We start from the raw sequence: 13,831 nt of genomic DNA on the forward strand, positions 1-13,831 counted from the left end.
AAGCCGCAGGTCGGAGCAGCAGCCGGGTTCACGCCACCAGCGACACGTTCCCGCCGGCATGGCGCTCGAGGCGTCCGGCGAGGTCGAGCTCCAACAGCACCATGGCGATCTGCGCGGCGCTCAAGCCTGTGTGGCGGATGATCTCGTCGACCGCGATCGGCGTCGGGCCGAGCGCTTCCAGCACGTCGGCGCGTTCGTCGTCGCCGGGCGGCGGCATTGCCGACAAGTCGGGCGCCTCGGCGAGCGGCATGGTCCTTGGCGGGCGGGTGCCAGCCAGCGGTGCCAGCGCGCCCAGAATGTCGGCCGCTTCGGTGACGAGCGTGGCGCCGTCCTTGAGCAGCGCATTACTGCCGGCGGCACGCGGGTCGAGCGGCGAGCCCGGAACCGCAAAGACCAGTCGGCCCATCTCGCCGGCCAGCCTGGCGCTGATCAGCGAGCCGGAGCGCTGTGCGGCTTCGACCACGACGAGCCCGAGCGCCATGCCGGCGACGAGGCGATTGCGGCGCGGGAAATCCTGCGCTCGCGGCTGCCAGCCGAAGGGCATTTCCGAAACGATGGCGCCGCCGCGCTCGGCGATGTCGTCGCACAGACCGGCATTTTCCGGCGGGTAGGGCACATCGAGGCCGCCGGCCAGCACTCCGACCGTGCCGGTCGAAAGGCTCCCCTGATGCGCCGCGGTGTCGATGCCGCGTGCGAGGCCGGAGACGATGGCGTAGCCGTCGCGACCGAGGTCGGCCGCCAGCAATCTCGCCATCTTGATGCCGGCGAGCGAGGCGTTGCGGGCGCCGACGATCGCCACCGCAGGGAGACGGAACACCGCGCCTTCGCCCTTCACCGCCAACAGTGGCGGCGGGTTGTCCAGGGTCTTCAGCAAAGCGGGATAGTCTGCTTCGCCGATGCCGACGAAGCGGGCGCCGGCGCGCCGGGCCGCTTCCAACTCCGCCTCGGCTTCGCCGGCGGAGGGAATGCGAGCGATGCGGTTGGCGCCGCCCGAGATCATCAGCTCGGGCAGCATTTCGAGCGCGGCTTCGGCCGAGCCGAAGCGGTTGATCAGCTCGCGAAAAGAGGCAGGGCCGACGTTCGGCGTGCGGATCAGGCGAAGCCAGGCAAGCCTCTGCCGCTCGCTAAGGCGCGGGCCGGCGACCGGAGCACTCACCCCTTCGCCCCGATCTTGCCCTCGGTGCCGGCGAGCAGCCGCGAGATGTTGGCGCGGTGCTTGACGAAGACGATCAGGCTCATCAGCGCGAACAGGCCGGCGATCTGAGGCGTGCTGATGAAGTAAAGCGCGATCGGCACGACCACCGTCGCCGCGAGCGCCGCGAGCGAGGAGTAGCGGAACAGGAAGGCCATGGCGAGCCAGACAACGGCGAAGACAACCATGCCCTGCCAGGCAAGCCCGAGCAGCACGCCGAGGTAGGTGGCGACGCCCTTGCCGCCCTTGAATCCTAGCCAGACCGGAAAGAGATGGCCGAGGAAAGCGCCGAAGCCGGCGAGCAGTCCGAAGTCCGGCGAGAAATGTCCGGCGATCAGCACTGCCGCGGTGCCCTTCAGCGCATCGAGCAGCAGCGTCGCAGCGGCGAGCCCCTTGTTGCCGGTGCGCAGCACATTGGTCGCGCCGATGTTGCCTGAACCGATCTGGCGGACATCGCCGAGACCGGCCGCGCGGGTAATCAAAAGCCCGAACGGGATCGAGCCGAGCAGGTATCCGAAGATCAGTGCGAGCCCGTAACCCATTGTCCCCCACCTATTTCAGCCGATCCAGCTGCTTCCGGCTTTGGTCGATTGATGTTCAGGCCGAAAACACTGTGCGGCCCGCTACCATGGTTTGCAAGACTTTGCCCTGAAGGCGCGCGCCTTCGAAACAGGTGTTCTTCGACCGCGAGTGCAGGCCGCTCTCGCTGACGATCCAGGGCTCGTCAAGATCGACCAGCGCAAGATCGGCCGCGGCACCCGGCTTCAGCGTGCCGCCGGGCAGGCCGAACAGTCTTGCCGGCGCGGTGGACAGGGTCTCAACCAGCCTGAGCAGCGGCACATCGCCATTGTGGTAGAGCCGAAGTGTTGCGCCAAGCAGCGTCTCCAGCCCGATCGCCCCGGCGGCGGCATCCGCGAAAGGCAGTCGCTTGGTATCGACATCCTGCGGGTCGTGCGAGGAGACGATGAGATCGATCGTGCCGTCCTTGATCGCCTCGACCATCGCCATCCGGTCGTCCTCGGCGCGCAAGGGCGGGGTGAGCCGGAAGAAGGTGCGGTATTCGCCGACATCGTTCTCATTGAGCGACAGATTGTGGATGGCGACGCCCGCCGTGACATTGGCGCCGTCGGCCTTTGCCCGGCTCACCGCGCCAACCGCCATCGCAGTCGAGATCTTGGCGGCGTGATAGGCGCCGCCGGTCAGCCGCGCCAGCGCCAGGTCCCGCTCCAGCGGGATGAGCTCGGCCTCGCGCGGGATGCCGGAAAGGCCGAGCCAGCTCGCATAAAGGCCCTCGTTCATCACGCCGGCCGAGGCAAGGTCGGCGTCCTGGGTTTCATGCGCGATCACGCCACCGAAATCGCGGGCATAAGTCAGCGCGCGGCGCATGACCATGGCGTTGGCGATCGTGTGTCGACCATCGGTGAAGGCCACGGCGCCGGCTTCGCGCAGCAGGCCGAGCTCGGTCATCTCGCGGCCGTCGAGACCCTTGGTGATTGCCGCCGCTGGGAAGATGTTGACGCTTGCGGTGTCCCTTGCCGTGCGCAGCACGAATTCGACCAGCGCCACATTGTCGATCACCGGATTGGTGTCAGGCATCATGACGATGGAGGTGACGCCGCCGGCTGCCGCAGCGACGCTTGCCGAGGCGATGGTCTCGCGGTGCTCACCGCCGGGTTCGCCGATGAAGACGCGGGCATCGATGAGACCCGGAATAATCGTCTTGCCGGCGCAGTCGATGACGACAGCGCCTTCGGGCGCGCCCTGGTTCAGCGCCGCCTTGCCGGCGGCGACGATCCGGCGGCCGTCGACGATTACCGCACCGATCTCGTCGACACCGCGCGAGGGGTCGACGATGCGGGCCTTGTTGAAGACCGTCACGCTCATGCGCCGCGTCCCTCCTGGTTGCGACGCGGGTCTAACAGCGCTTGCATAACCGCCATGCGCACGGCTACGCCCATCTCGACCTGTTCCTGGATGACGCTCTGCGGCCCGTCGGCGATCTCCGAGGCGATCTCGACGCCGCGGTTCATCGGCCCGGGATGCATGACCAGCGCATCCTCCTTGGCCGCTTTCAGCTTCTCGGCGTCGAGGCCGAAATAGCGGAAATATTCGCGGATCGACGGCACGAAGGCGCCTTCCATGCGCTCGCGCTGCAGGCGCAGCATCATCACGACGTCGGCGCCCTTCAGTCCTTCCGCCATCGAGCGCGACACGATCACGCCCATCCTGTCGATGCCCGCGGGCAGCAGCGTGGAGGGTGCGACCACCCGCACCTGCGCGCCGAGCGCGTTCAAGAGCATGATGTTGGAGCGGGCGACGCGCGAATGCAGAATGTCGCCGCAGATCGCCACGATCAGCTTCGACAGCGGTCCCTTGGCGCGGCGTATGGTCAGCGCGTCGAGCAGCGCCTGCGTCGGGTGCTCATGCGCGCCGTCGCCGGCGTTGACCACCGAGCAGCCGACCTTTTGCGCCAGAAGCGCTGCCGCGCCCGCCGACTGATGGCGGATGATCAGGATATCCGGACGCATGGCGTTGAGCGTCATGGCGGTGTCGATCAGGGTCTCGCCCTTCTTCACCGAAGAGCTCGCCACCGACATGTTCATGACGTCGGCCCCGAGCCGTTTTCCGGCGAGCTCGAAGGACGATTGCGTGCGGGTCGAGGCCTCGTAGAAGAGGTTGATTTGTGTCCGGCCGCGCAGCGTCGAGGTCTTCTTTTCAGATTGCCGCGAGATCGAGACGGCCCGGTCGGCGCGATCGAGCAACAGCTCGATATCAGCGGGGGAAAGATCGCGGATGCCTAGAAGATGGCGGTGAGGGAACAGCGGCAGGGACGAAGCGTCGGTCATCTCAAGGCGCTGCTATAGGGTGCGGTCCGGCCAGCCGCAAGCGCCAGCTTTGGATTGCGCGCGTTCTCCCCGGTATTTTCGTCGCGCGCCTTGCATTGCTTGGCTATAAGGCCCGATGGCTTCGGATTCGCGACCGCGGCCTTGAGATGGTAAGGACCTCTCTGCCAACTGAAGGATTGGGCGTGACCGACGAGGTGATCAACCAGCCGCCGCCACTGACGGGCGGCAACGCATGGCGGGGCGATCCGTTGCTCATCCAGCTTGCCGAGCGTTTTTCCGATTCCGTCCGCAAGGATCTGGACGGGCTCGGCAGGTTCGTCATGACGCAGGAAGCACAGGAACTTGCCCGGCTCGCCAACACCGACACACCGAAGCTCAGGACGCATGACCGCCAGGGCCGACGCGTCGATCTGGTCGAGTTTCATCCCGCTTATCACGCGCTCATGCGACGCTCGGTTGCCGGCGGCCTGCATTCCTCGGTTTGGGAAAACGGCGATGCCGAGATCGGCCGCCGGCATCAGGTGAGGGCGGCGCGCTTCTACCTGACCGCGGAGCTCGAGACCGGACATCTTTGCCCCATCACCATGACCAGCGCTTCGCTGGCGGCGCTGATGGCGAGCCCAAAGCTGTTCCGCGAATGGGCGCCGCGCGTGACAACGCGCAAATACGACCAGAGCCAGAAGCCGCCGGTGCAAAAGACCGGGCTTACCCTCGGCATGGGTATGACCGAGAAACAGGGCGGCACCGACGTGCGCGCCAATGTCACAAAGGCCGAGCGCGCGGGAAACGGCTTCTATCGGCTGACCGGGCATAAATGGTTCATGTCGGCGCCGATGTCCGACGCCTTTCTCGTGCTCGGCCAGGTGCCGGAAGGGCTTTCATGCTTCCTGGTTCCGCGCATTCTGGGCGACGGCTCGGGCAATGGCTTCCGTTTCCAGCGCCTGAAGGACAAGCTCGGCAACCGCTCCAACGCCTCGTCGGAGGTCGAGTTCGCCAATGCCATCGGCGAGATGGTCGGCGAGCCGGGCGCCGGGATCAAGACGATCATGGACATGGTCACGCTGACCAGGCTCGACTGCGCCGTCGCTTCGTCAGCGCTCATGCGCGCCGGGCTGGCCGAAGCCGTCCACCACGTGCGCCATCGCCAGGTGTTCGGCACCAGTCTGGTCGATCAACCGCTGATGCAGCGGGTCCTTGCCGACATGGCGCTCGACGTTGCCGCCGCGACGGCGCTGTCGTTCCGGCTGGCGCGTTCCTTCGACGAGGCGGCGAGCGATCGCGGCGAGGCGGCCTTTGCACGCGCCATGACGCCGGTGGTCAAATACTGGGTATGCAAGATCGCACCGGCCTTGCTTTACGAGGCGATGGAGTGCCTCGGCGGCAACGGCTATGTGGAGGAAGCGCCGCTTGCTCGCTATTACCGTGAGGCTCCGGTCAACGCGATCTGGGAAGGCTCCGGCAACGTCATGGCGCTCGACGTGCTGCGTGTGCTTGGCCGCGCGCCAGGCCTGTTCGAGGAGGTGCTGGCCGGCATCGACCGCGACCTCGGCGCCGGCGGGCGGGGCACCATCAGCGTGCTCAATGCGGCCATGCAGGTGGCTTCGACCGACCAGGGCTCTGCTCGCCTGCTGACCGAACAGCTGGCGCTTTCGGCGGCGGCGGCGGAGCTGCGCCGGCTGGGGGCAGGGCGGATCGCCGACGCCTTCGTCGAAACAAGACTCGGCGGCCAATGGCGCACCACCTACGGCATGCTCGATTCGCGCCATGACGCGCGCATGATCATCGACACGCTTTACCCGCCGCTGAATTGAGCGGCCTGAAAGGCGTTCGATCGCCGGCCTGTGGATTGCCGTTAACCTTAACGAATGGTTTCCGTTGCGGGGAGGCTTCGCGGAGCCCACTCTGTCCACCGGAGTAGGGAAATGTTAACCATGACGATCCCGTGCTCCCAGGCAGGAAGCGCATGCGGCACGTTTTGACATCATTTCTGGCCTTGCATTGGGCGGTTGTCTTCGCCCTGCTGGCCTACATCTGCATGGATGGCAATCGCGGCATCGCGTCGGCGCTCGGCGTGCTTGGCGTCTCGCTGCAAAGAAGCCGTTTCCCGGATCTCGATCATGCTCTCGTCGTGGCGCCGCTCGCGGTCGCTCTGCTGATCGTCGCGCTGCTGTTCTGCTGGGCCTTCGTCGAGACGCTGCTCAACATCGCGACAAGGCCGGATGCGGGCGATACGGTGGTGCGGATAGCCTTCATCTGCGCCTCCTTCCTGCTTTCGGTGATTCTCGTCGGCGGCGCCGCGCAAGGCATCAACGGGCTGTTCATGGTCGTCGCCATCCAGATGACGGCGCTGCTCGCCTCTTATGTCGCGGTGCTCGCCGAGCGACGCTCGGCTCTCGCCGCGATGACCTTGCATGAAGGCGAAGCCCCCCTGGTTTCCCATCGCATGGCAGCGGGCGTCGCGCACAGCTCGCTCCTGTCCCGCATCTCCAGCCGGCCGGAAACCAGACCCGGAGGTCGCCGCTGATGCGCGCCTTGTTCGCATTCTGGGCGGCTCCGCTGGTCCTGTTCTGGGGCTGGTTCTTCCTGTCTCTCAACGACATCAATTTCGGCTACGTGATGCTCAGCCGCCAATTGCACGACCTGGTCTTCCAGCTTTACGGCCAGATGCTCGGCGTCGATCCGGGGATCATCCCCGGTATGGTGGCGCGGGCCTGCGTGTTCGACAGTTTCCTGCTGCTCGGACTGGTGGCATTCCGCCGCCGGCGCCAAATCGCCGAATGGATCAGGCGGCGCCGGGAAGGCCCTGTCAGCCCCGATCAGCTCGGCCGAGCGACTGGAGTCGGTCCAACGCTCCCTGCAGAATAAAGGCCGCCGCCGCCGAATCGATCTTGCCGGCGCGCTTCTTGCGCGAGAAATCCATCTCGATCAGCGTCCGTTCCGCCGCGACCGTCGACAGCCGCTCGTCCCATAGCACGAAGGGCAGGTCGGACAAGGCGGCCATGTTGCGCGCGAAGGCGCGGGACTTCTGGGCGCGCGGACCTTCCGATCCGTCCATGTTGACGGGAAGGCCGAGCACGATCGCGCCGACATTGTCCTTCTCGAGCTGAGCCAGCAACTGGGCGGCATCGAGCGAAAACTTCTTGCGCAGGATGACCGGGCGCGGATGGGCAAAGGACAGGCTTCGGTCCGATACCGCCACGCCGATCGTCTTGTCGCCCAGATCAAGCCCGGCGAGCGTGCGGCCGCCCGCGAGAAGTGCCGGCAATTCCTCAATGCTTATGATGCCCAACGGCTCGTCCTGGTTAGTCGCCGCGCGCCTTTTTGATCGGCCGCGGGACTTTCAATTTGCTTTCGGCGTTCTATCCTTTGGCAACGAGAAAATCGAGGAATCCCTTCATGAAACTGACCTGGTATGGACATTCGGCATTCCGCATCGAGACCAAGGACGCCAACATCCTCATAGACCCGTATCTGGTCGGCAATCCGTCATGGACGGGCGGCTGGGAAAATCCAGCCGAAGGGGTGACGCATGTTCTTCTGACCCATGGCCACAGCGATCATATCAGCGGAGCCGCCGAGGTACTGAACAAGAGCGGCGCCATGCTGGTCGCCAATTTCGAGATCTGCATGTATCTCGTCGGCCAGGGCGTCAGCGATAAGAAGATTAATCCCGGCAATATCGGCGGTACGGTCGATTGCGGTCCCTTCACCGCCACTTTCGTCCAGGCTTTGCACTCCTCTTCGTTCGGCGGACAAGACGGTACCAACACCTATCTCGGCAATCCGGGCGGGCTCGTGCTGCATTTCCCGGAGGACAAGACGCTCTACCACATGGGCGACACCGACATCTTTTCCGATATGGGGCTGATCAACGAATTGCATGAACCGAAGATCGGCATCGTGCCGGTCGGCGATCGCTTCACCATGGCGGCGCGGTGGCTGCCCTAGCCTGCCGCCGCTTTTTCCGCTTCGATACGGTCGTTCCCTGCCATTTCGGCACCTTCCCGATGATCGACCAGACCGCCGACAAATTCGTCGCCGGCATGGAGGGATCCGGCGTCAAGGTGGCGCTGCCCGAGATCGGCAAGGCGATCACGATCTAGGCGTTCGCCCTATGTAGTAGGGTACACTACCTAGAGCGGCGCCCGAAGCACCGCATCCCGGTCGGCGGCATGATCTATGTTGCGCCGCAAGCGCGGCGCCGCTATAGCCCGCACTGGTTTTCCCGAGGCAAATAGACATGTCCGTTGATCTTCAGACCGTGAAGCGCGTCGCGCACCTTGCCCGCATTGCCGTGAGCGAGCAGGATGCCGAGCGCATGACAGGCGAGCTGAACGCCATCCTTGGCTTCGTCGAGCAGTTGAACGAGGTGGACGTCTCCGGCGTCGAACCGATGACTTCGGTCACGCCGATGGAGATGAAGAAGCGGCAGGATATGATCACCGACGGCAACAAAGCGGTCGACATCGTCGCCAACGCGCCGGCCATGGAAGAGAATTTCTTCCTCGTTCCCAAGGTTGTGGAGTAAGGGCAGGATGGCCGTCGAAATCGGCGTCGAGACGCCCTTGCAGGACGACGTGCGCGCGCTGGTCGCAGAACTCAACACCGCGCTGCTCGAACTGACGCCGCCGGAACATTGCTATCACCTCACCGTCGAGCAGATGGCTGGCCACGACACGACCGTGTTCGTCGCCCGCGACGCTGGCCTTGCGGTCGGCTGCGGCGCGCTGAAGCGTCATGCGGACGCGGTCGGCGAGGTCAAGCGCATGTACACGCGGCCCACGCATCGCGGCCAGAAGATCGGTGCCCAAATCGTTGCGCGGATCGAGGGTCTGGCGCGGCAGGAAGGCCTGAAGCGCCTGGTTCTGGAGACCGGCGATCGCCACCCTGCCGCCTGGGCCGTCTACGAACGCGCCGGGTTTTCGCGTTGCGGCCCGGTGCTGGAATATCCCGACTCGGAATGGTCGGTGTTTTACGAAAAGAGCCTTGCCTGATGAGCGACCTCACACATCTCACCATTTCCGAGGCCCGCGCCAAGCTGCGCGGCAAGGAGATTTCGGCTGCCGAGATCACCGAAGCCTATCTCTCGGCGATCGAGCGCGCCAATCCGGTGCTCAATGCCTATGTCGCGGTGACCGGCGACAAGGCGCGCGAGATGGCCAAGGTTTCCGACGCGAAGCTCGGCAAGGGCGAGGGCGGGGCGCTCGAAGGAATTCCGCTCGGCATCAAGGATCTGTTCGCCACCGAAGGCGTCCACACCCAGGCCTGCAGCCATGTGCTCGACGGTTTCCAACCGCGCTACGAATCGACCGTCACATCCAATCTGTGGGCCGACGGCGCCGTTATGCTCGGCAAGCTCAACATGGACGAGTTCGCCATGGGCTCCTCCAACGAGACCTCCTATTACGGCCCGGTTATCAATCCTTGGCGGCGCTCGCGCCTCGACACGGTGATGACGCCGACGACGCATCAGGGCGACGGCGGGTTTGTCTCGGCCGGCGGCGCGAAGACCGCGCGTACGTTGGATAACGCCCAGCTGGTGCCGGGCGGCTCCTCCGGCGGATCGGCTTCCGCGGTCGCCGCCTTCCTCTGCGCCGGCGCCACCGCGACCGACACCGGCGGCTCGATCCGCCAGCCGGCAGCCTTCACCGGCACCGTCGGCATCAAGCCGACCTATGGCCGCTGCTCACGCTGGGGCGTCGTCGCCTTCGCGTCCTCGCTCGACCAGGCCGGTCCGATCGCGCGCGATGTGCGCGACGCCGCGATCCTGTTGAAGTCGATGGCCTCCTCCGACCCGAAGGACACGACGTCGGTCGACCGGCCGGTGCCGGACTACGAGGCGGTGATCGGCAAGCCGATCAAGGGCATGAAGGTCGGCATTCCGAAGGAGTACCGCGTCGACGGCATGCCCGAGGATATCGAGGCGCTCTGGCAGAAAGGCATTGCCTGGCTGAAGGATGCCGGGGCGGAGATCGTCGATATCTCTTTGCCGCACACCAAATACGCGCTGCCGGCCTACTACATCGTGGCGCCGGCCGAGGCCTCGTCCAACCTCGCCCGCTATGACGGCGTGCGCTACGGGTTGCGCGTGCCCAGCAAGGACATCGTCGACATGTATGAGAAGACGCGCGCCGCCGGCTTCGGCCGCGAGGTTAAGCGCCGCATCATGATCGGCACCTACGTGCTTTCCGCGGGTTACTACGACGCCTACTACCTGCAGGCGCAGAAGGTGCGCACGCTGATCAAGCGCGATTTCGAGACCGTCTTTGCTGCCGGTGTCGACGTCATCCTGACCCCGGCCACACCGTCGGCTGCCTTCGGCGTCGCCGACGAGGACATGAACGCCGATCCGGTGAAAATGTATCTCAACGACATCTTCACCGTGACGGTGAACATGGCCGGGCTGCCGGGGATATCGGTGCCCGCCGGCCTTGACGGCAAAGGCCTGCCGCTCGGCCTGCAGCTCATCGGCAGGCCGTTCGACGAGGAAACGCTGTTCCAGACCGCCCACGTCATCGAACAGGCCGCGGGCAGGTTCCAGCCGGACAAGTGGTGGTAGCGTTGTCCCTCATCTAGTCCGTTAGCGTTGTGGCGTTCTTTGCGCGTCCAAACGGACGCGCGGCGCCGTAATGGGGTGAGGGATGTTCTATTATCTTTCCAAGATCCTCTGGTTTCTCGTCCAGCCGCTCAATTTGGCGATCTTCCTGCTGCTCGCCGGTCTGCTGGCGGCGCTCTTCCGCCGCCCTCGGCTGGCCGGCACCGGCAGCGTGCTCGCCTTCCTGATCCTCGCGCTTTCGACCTGGACCTCGCTTGGCGCAATGATGCTCAATCCGCTGGAGGAACGCTTTCCCAAGCCGCCGCTGCCGGACAAGGCCGACGGCATCGTCGTGCTCGGCGGCGGTTTCGAGGGCGCGATCAATCTGGCGCGCGGCGGCTATGAACTGAACAGCGGCGGCGATCGCATGGTCGAGACGGCGATCCTCGCTAGGCGTTTTCCGCAAGCGAAAGTGGTCGTCTCCGGCGGCAATGGCGAGCTTTTCCTGGACGGCGAGGGCGATGCCGACACCGCGCCGCGCCTGCTTGGCGCGCTGGGGGTCGCGCCCGATCGCCTGATTCTTGAGAACAAGTCCCGCAACACGCACGAAAATGCAGTCTTCACCCGCAGGCTGGTCGAGCCGAAACCGGGCGAGACATGGCTGCTGGTGACGTCTGCCTTCCATATGCCGCGCGCCAAGGCGCTGTTCGACAAGGCCGGTTTTCCAACCGTCCCTTGGCCGGTCGATTACCGGACCTCAGGCAAGGAAGGCATCGGTCTGTTCCGCGACAATCCGGCCGATTCGCTGCAGGCGACCACCATGGCGATCCGCGAATGGATCGGGCTCTCCGCCTATTGGCTGTCGGGCCGCATCGATCAACCTTTCCCTGCGCCGGGCGGCTGACCGAGCACTGCCTGGCGCGCGGCCGAGAAGAACTGGCGCCGCACAAGCACGGCAAGCAGCACCAGCGTCGACAGCACGAACACCGTCGGGCCGACGAACGAGCCGAGATAGCCGATCGAGAAGAAGACGGCGCGCAGGCCGGAATTGAAATGCTTGCCGGCAAGCACGTTCATGCGGGTGGCCCGCCACACCGCCGCCCCGCTGACCGGATTGCGCGAGGCCTCGCCATGCGGGACCGGCACGGCACCGATCAGGATCGAGCAGTAGTTGAACAGCCGGTAGGCCCAGCCGAATTTGAAGAAGGCGAAGGCGAGGATCAGCACCAGGCCGAACATCTTGGTCTGGAAGGCTTCGCGGGAGGATGCGGAGGCCAACGGCAGGTCAGCCATTATGGTTAGAACCCGGTCGGAAGCGCCGAGAAGGGCAAAGCAGCCGCCGAGCGCGATCAGAGAGCTCGAGGCAAAGAAGGCGGTGCCTTGCTGCAGCCCGGACATGATGGCGGTGTCGACTATGCGCACCTCGCGCTCGGCCATGTTGCGCATCCAGGCTTCGCGCTGAGCGTTCATGGCCGTGGTCAGCGACACGCGGCTAACGAGCTTGCCGTCGGAGGCCAGCGTATGCAGCACCCAGACGACCAGGAAAAAGGCCAGAGCGGCCAGGTCTGTCGCCGAAAGATGAAGGGAATCGCCCATACGTTCTTTTACCACAGGCCGGGCGCTTCGACGGCGGAAGCAAGCGGTACATGTCGCTGCCGGAGCAAACAAGGTCGGCTGACGCCGCGCCGCGACATGCAAAACAGCGGAAACATCGCGAGAATTCCTATATGTAAGTTTTGAGCGGCCTCCAGGAGACAGCGGCGCGTGTTCCTTTCGGTTTTCGACCTGTTCAAGATCGGCATCGGTCCATCGAGCTCGCATACGATGGGGCCGATGACGGCTGCCCGCCGTTTCCTCGACGAGATCCTCGCCGACGACTGGCCGCGCCCGGCCGGCGTCAAGGTCGATCGGATCGGCGCCAGCCTGCACGGCTCGCTCGCTTATACCGGCATCGGCCATGGCTCGGACCGCGCCGTCATCCTCGGACTGGCCGGCGAGATGCCGCAGACGGTCGATCCGGATGAGGCGGATAGCATCGTTGCCCGCATCGGAACGGAGAAACGGATTTCGCCGCCTGGGCATCCGGCCTACCGCTTCGACCCGGCCAAGGATCTGGTGCTCGACCGCAAGACGCCGCTGACCGGTCACGCCAACGGCATGGCCTTCTATGCCTACGATGCGTCCGACCGGCTGCTGCTCAAGCGCATCTATTATTCGATCGGCGGCGGCTTCGTCGTTTCCGAGGAAGAGTTGCAGCGCATGAAGTCCAAGGGCTCGGTGACGACGGAAGGCAAGAAGGTGCCTTATCCCTTCAAGAACGCCGTCGAGATGCTGGCGATGGCGGCCAAGAGCGGGCTTTCGATTGCCGAAATGAAGCGGTCCAACGAGGAAACGCACATGTCGCGCGAGGAGCTGGACGCCGGCCTCGACGCGATCTGGAGCGCCATGAAGGGCTGCATCGACCGCGGGCTGTCGCAGGACGGCATCATGCCGGGCGGACTGAAGGTGCGGCGCCGCGCACGCCAATTGCATGACAAGCTGCAGGAACAGTGGCAGCAGAACCGGCCCAACCCCTTGCTCGCCAATGACTGGCTGTCGATCTATGCCATGGCGGTGAACGAGGAGAACGCCGCCGGCGGGCGCGTGGTCACTGCGCCGACCAACGGTGCCGCCGGCACGCTGCCGGCAGTGCTGCGCTACTGGCTGCATTTCCATCCCGAAGCTGACCAGCCGAGCATCCGCGACTTCTTGCTGACGGCCGCCGCCGTCGGCGGCATCATCAAGTCAAACGCTTCGATCTCGGGCGCCGAGGTCGGCTGCCAGGGCGAAGTGGGATCCGCTTCGGCAATGGCGGCGGCCGGGCTTTGCGCCGTCATCGGAGGCACTCCGGAGCAGGTCGAGAACGCCGCCGAAATCGCGCTCGAGCACCACCTCGGCATGACCTGCGATCCGGTCGGCGGCCTGGTGCAGGTGCCCTGCATCGAGCGCAATGCGCTGGGCGCGGTCAAGGCGGTGACAGCCGCCTCGCTCGCCATCAAGGGCGACGGGACGCATTTCGTGCCGCTGGATGCTGCGATCGAGACCATGCGCCAGACCGGTCTCGACATGAACGAGAAATACAAGGAAACCAGCCTCGGCGGACTCGCTGTCAACGTGGTCGAGTGCTGACCTTGCCCTTTCCACCGGCGGGCTTGGTTTGCCGAAGCGATCGAAACGGCCACGCTGGCCTCATGATTTGGCTGCAGTCGGCCTGTGCAT

Annotated in this window: 14 protein-coding genes and 1 pseudogene; 9 read left to right on the forward strand and 6 right to left on the reverse strand. The window is 65.2% G+C overall.

All coding sequences use genetic code 11. The annotated features are described in order from the left end of the window. Nucleotides 1-28 precede the first annotated feature (28 nt). From dprA to EJ078_RS28965, 4 genes are read right to left on the reverse strand one after another with little or no spacing between them, the layout of a single operon-like run. Nucleotides 29-1,156, reverse strand: a complete 1,128-nt coding sequence (dprA, locus tag EJ078_RS28950; protein WP_127216301.1) for a DNA-processing protein DprA — start codon at nt 1,154-1,156, stop codon at nt 29-31. Then, nucleotides 1,153-1,734: a glycerol-3-phosphate 1-O-acyltransferase PlsY gene (plsY, locus tag EJ078_RS28955; protein WP_067319814.1), complete on the reverse strand. Its 582-nt coding sequence runs from the start codon at nt 1,732-1,734 to the stop codon at nt 1,153-1,155. The genes dprA and plsY overlap by 4 nt, the downstream gene beginning before the upstream one ends. Nucleotides 1,735-1,789: 55 nt before the next feature. Then, nucleotides 1,790-3,076 (reverse strand): dihydroorotase, encoded by a 1,287-nt coding sequence (locus tag EJ078_RS28960; RefSeq protein ID WP_127404103.1) that lies wholly within the window; start codon nt 3,074-3,076, stop codon nt 1,790-1,792. Further along, nucleotides 3,073-4,038 carry an aspartate carbamoyltransferase catalytic subunit gene (locus tag EJ078_RS28965; protein ID WP_127404104.1) on the reverse strand — a complete coding sequence of 322 codons (966 nt, stop codon included), beginning with the start codon at nt 4,036-4,038 and terminating at the stop codon, nt 3,073-3,075. Before EJ078_RS28965 ends, EJ078_RS28960 begins: the two co-directional genes overlap by 4 nt. A gap of 182 nt (nt 4,039-4,220) precedes the next feature. On the opposite strand from EJ078_RS28965, the gene EJ078_RS28970 reads away from it, so the two are divergent. From EJ078_RS28970 to EJ078_RS28980, 3 genes are all read left to right on the forward strand, one after another. After that, nucleotides 4,221-5,849, forward strand: coding sequence for a DNA alkylation response protein (locus EJ078_RS28970; RefSeq protein WP_127240658.1), 1,629 nt, complete (start codon nt 4,221-4,223; stop codon nt 5,847-5,849). 152 nt (nt 5,850-6,001) lie between these two features. Further along, nucleotides 6,002-6,562 carry a hypothetical protein gene (locus tag EJ078_RS28975; protein ID WP_127404105.1) on the forward strand — a complete coding sequence of 187 codons (561 nt, stop codon included), beginning with the start codon at nt 6,002-6,004 and terminating at the stop codon, nt 6,560-6,562. Next, nucleotides 6,562-6,903 carry a DUF6105 family protein gene (locus EJ078_RS28980; RefSeq protein ID WP_066992578.1) on the forward strand — a complete coding sequence of 114 codons (342 nt, stop codon included), beginning with the start codon at nt 6,562-6,564 and terminating at the stop codon, nt 6,901-6,903. The genes EJ078_RS28975 and EJ078_RS28980 overlap by 1 nt, the downstream gene beginning before the upstream one ends. Here the strand turns inward: EJ078_RS28980 and ruvX are convergent. Further along, nucleotides 6,845-7,327 carry a Holliday junction resolvase RuvX gene (gene ruvX / locus EJ078_RS28985; protein WP_095780546.1) on the reverse strand — a complete coding sequence of 161 codons (483 nt, stop codon included), beginning with the start codon at nt 7,325-7,327 and terminating at the stop codon, nt 6,845-6,847. The two genes, EJ078_RS28980 and ruvX, sit on opposite strands and share 59 nt — an antisense overlap. Before the next feature lie 107 nt (nt 7,328-7,434). Here ruvX and EJ078_RS28990 point away from each other — a divergent pair. The 5 genes and pseudogenes from EJ078_RS28990 to EJ078_RS29010 all read left to right on the forward strand — a co-directional run bounded on the left by EJ078_RS28990 (nt 7,435) and on the right by EJ078_RS29010 (nt 11,477). Beyond that, nucleotides 7,435-8,141: pseudogene (locus tag EJ078_RS28990) on the forward strand (metal-dependent hydrolase). Nucleotides 8,142-8,278: 137 nt separating this feature from the next. Next, nucleotides 8,279-8,566 (forward strand): Asp-tRNA(Asn)/Glu-tRNA(Gln) amidotransferase subunit GatC, encoded by a 288-nt coding sequence (gene gatC, locus EJ078_RS28995; RefSeq protein ID WP_095800780.1) that lies wholly within the window; start codon nt 8,279-8,281, stop codon nt 8,564-8,566. Nucleotides 8,567-8,573: 7 nt separating this feature from the next. Beyond that, nucleotides 8,574-9,032: a GNAT family N-acetyltransferase gene (locus EJ078_RS29000; RefSeq protein ID WP_127240654.1), complete on the forward strand. Its 459-nt coding sequence runs from the start codon at nt 8,574-8,576 to the stop codon at nt 9,030-9,032. Beyond that, on the forward strand, nt 9,032-10,597 hold the full coding sequence (locus tag EJ078_RS29005; RefSeq protein ID WP_127404107.1) for an amidase family protein: 1,566 nt from the start codon (nt 9,032-9,034) through the stop codon (nt 10,595-10,597). The genes EJ078_RS29000 and EJ078_RS29005 overlap by 1 nt, the downstream gene beginning before the upstream one ends. A gap of 82 nt (nt 10,598-10,679) precedes the next feature. Beyond that, entirely contained in the window at nt 10,680-11,477 is a 798-nt protein-coding gene (locus EJ078_RS29010) for a YdcF family protein (RefSeq protein WP_128294538.1), read from the forward strand. Here the strand turns inward: EJ078_RS29010 and EJ078_RS29015 are convergent. Next, nucleotides 11,450-12,169: a DUF599 domain-containing protein gene (locus EJ078_RS29015; protein ID WP_095800776.1), complete on the reverse strand. Its 720-nt coding sequence runs from the start codon at nt 12,167-12,169 to the stop codon at nt 11,450-11,452. The genes EJ078_RS29010 and EJ078_RS29015 overlap by 28 nt on opposite strands. Before the next feature lie 168 nt (nt 12,170-12,337). On the opposite strand from EJ078_RS29015, the gene EJ078_RS29020 reads away from it, so the two are divergent. Then, nucleotides 12,338-13,741, forward strand: coding sequence for an L-serine ammonia-lyase (locus EJ078_RS29020; RefSeq protein ID WP_208720973.1), 1,404 nt, complete (start codon nt 12,338-12,340; stop codon nt 13,739-13,741). The last annotated feature ends 90 nt before the right edge of the window (nt 13,742-13,831 follow it).

Source organism: Mesorhizobium sp. M1A.F.Ca.IN.022.06.1.1 (assembly GCF_003952605.1).
Lineage (GTDB): Bacteria > Pseudomonadota > Alphaproteobacteria > Rhizobiales > Rhizobiaceae > Mesorhizobium.

Coding starts and splice junctions, on each gene's coding strand:
- plsY (WP_067319814.1), bottom strand. CDS start 1,734: ATGGGTTACGGGCTCGCACTGATCTTCGGATACCTGCTCGGCTCGATC.
- EJ078_RS28960 (WP_127404103.1), bottom strand. CDS start 3,076: ATGAGCGTGACGGTCTTCAACAAGGCCCGCATCGTCGACCCCTCGCGC.
- EJ078_RS28965 (WP_127404104.1), bottom strand. CDS start 4,038: ATGACCGACGCTTCGTCCCTGCCGCTGTTCCCTCACCGCCATCTTCTA.
- EJ078_RS28975 (WP_127404105.1), top strand. CDS start 6,002: ATGCGGCACGTTTTGACATCATTTCTGGCCTTGCATTGGGCGGTTGTC.
- EJ078_RS28980 (WP_066992578.1), top strand. CDS start 6,562: ATGCGCGCCTTGTTCGCATTCTGGGCGGCTCCGCTGGTCCTGTTCTGG.
- gatC (WP_095800780.1), top strand. CDS start 8,279: ATGTCCGTTGATCTTCAGACCGTGAAGCGCGTCGCGCACCTTGCCCGC.
- EJ078_RS29000 (WP_127240654.1), top strand. CDS start 8,574: ATGGCCGTCGAAATCGGCGTCGAGACGCCCTTGCAGGACGACGTGCGC.
- EJ078_RS29005 (WP_127404107.1), top strand. CDS start 9,032: ATGAGCGACCTCACACATCTCACCATTTCCGAGGCCCGCGCCAAGCTG.
- EJ078_RS29010 (WP_128294538.1), top strand. CDS start 10,680: ATGTTCTATTATCTTTCCAAGATCCTCTGGTTTCTCGTCCAGCCGCTC.
- EJ078_RS29015 (WP_095800776.1), bottom strand. CDS start 12,169: ATGGGCGATTCCCTTCATCTTTCGGCGACAGACCTGGCCGCTCTGGCC.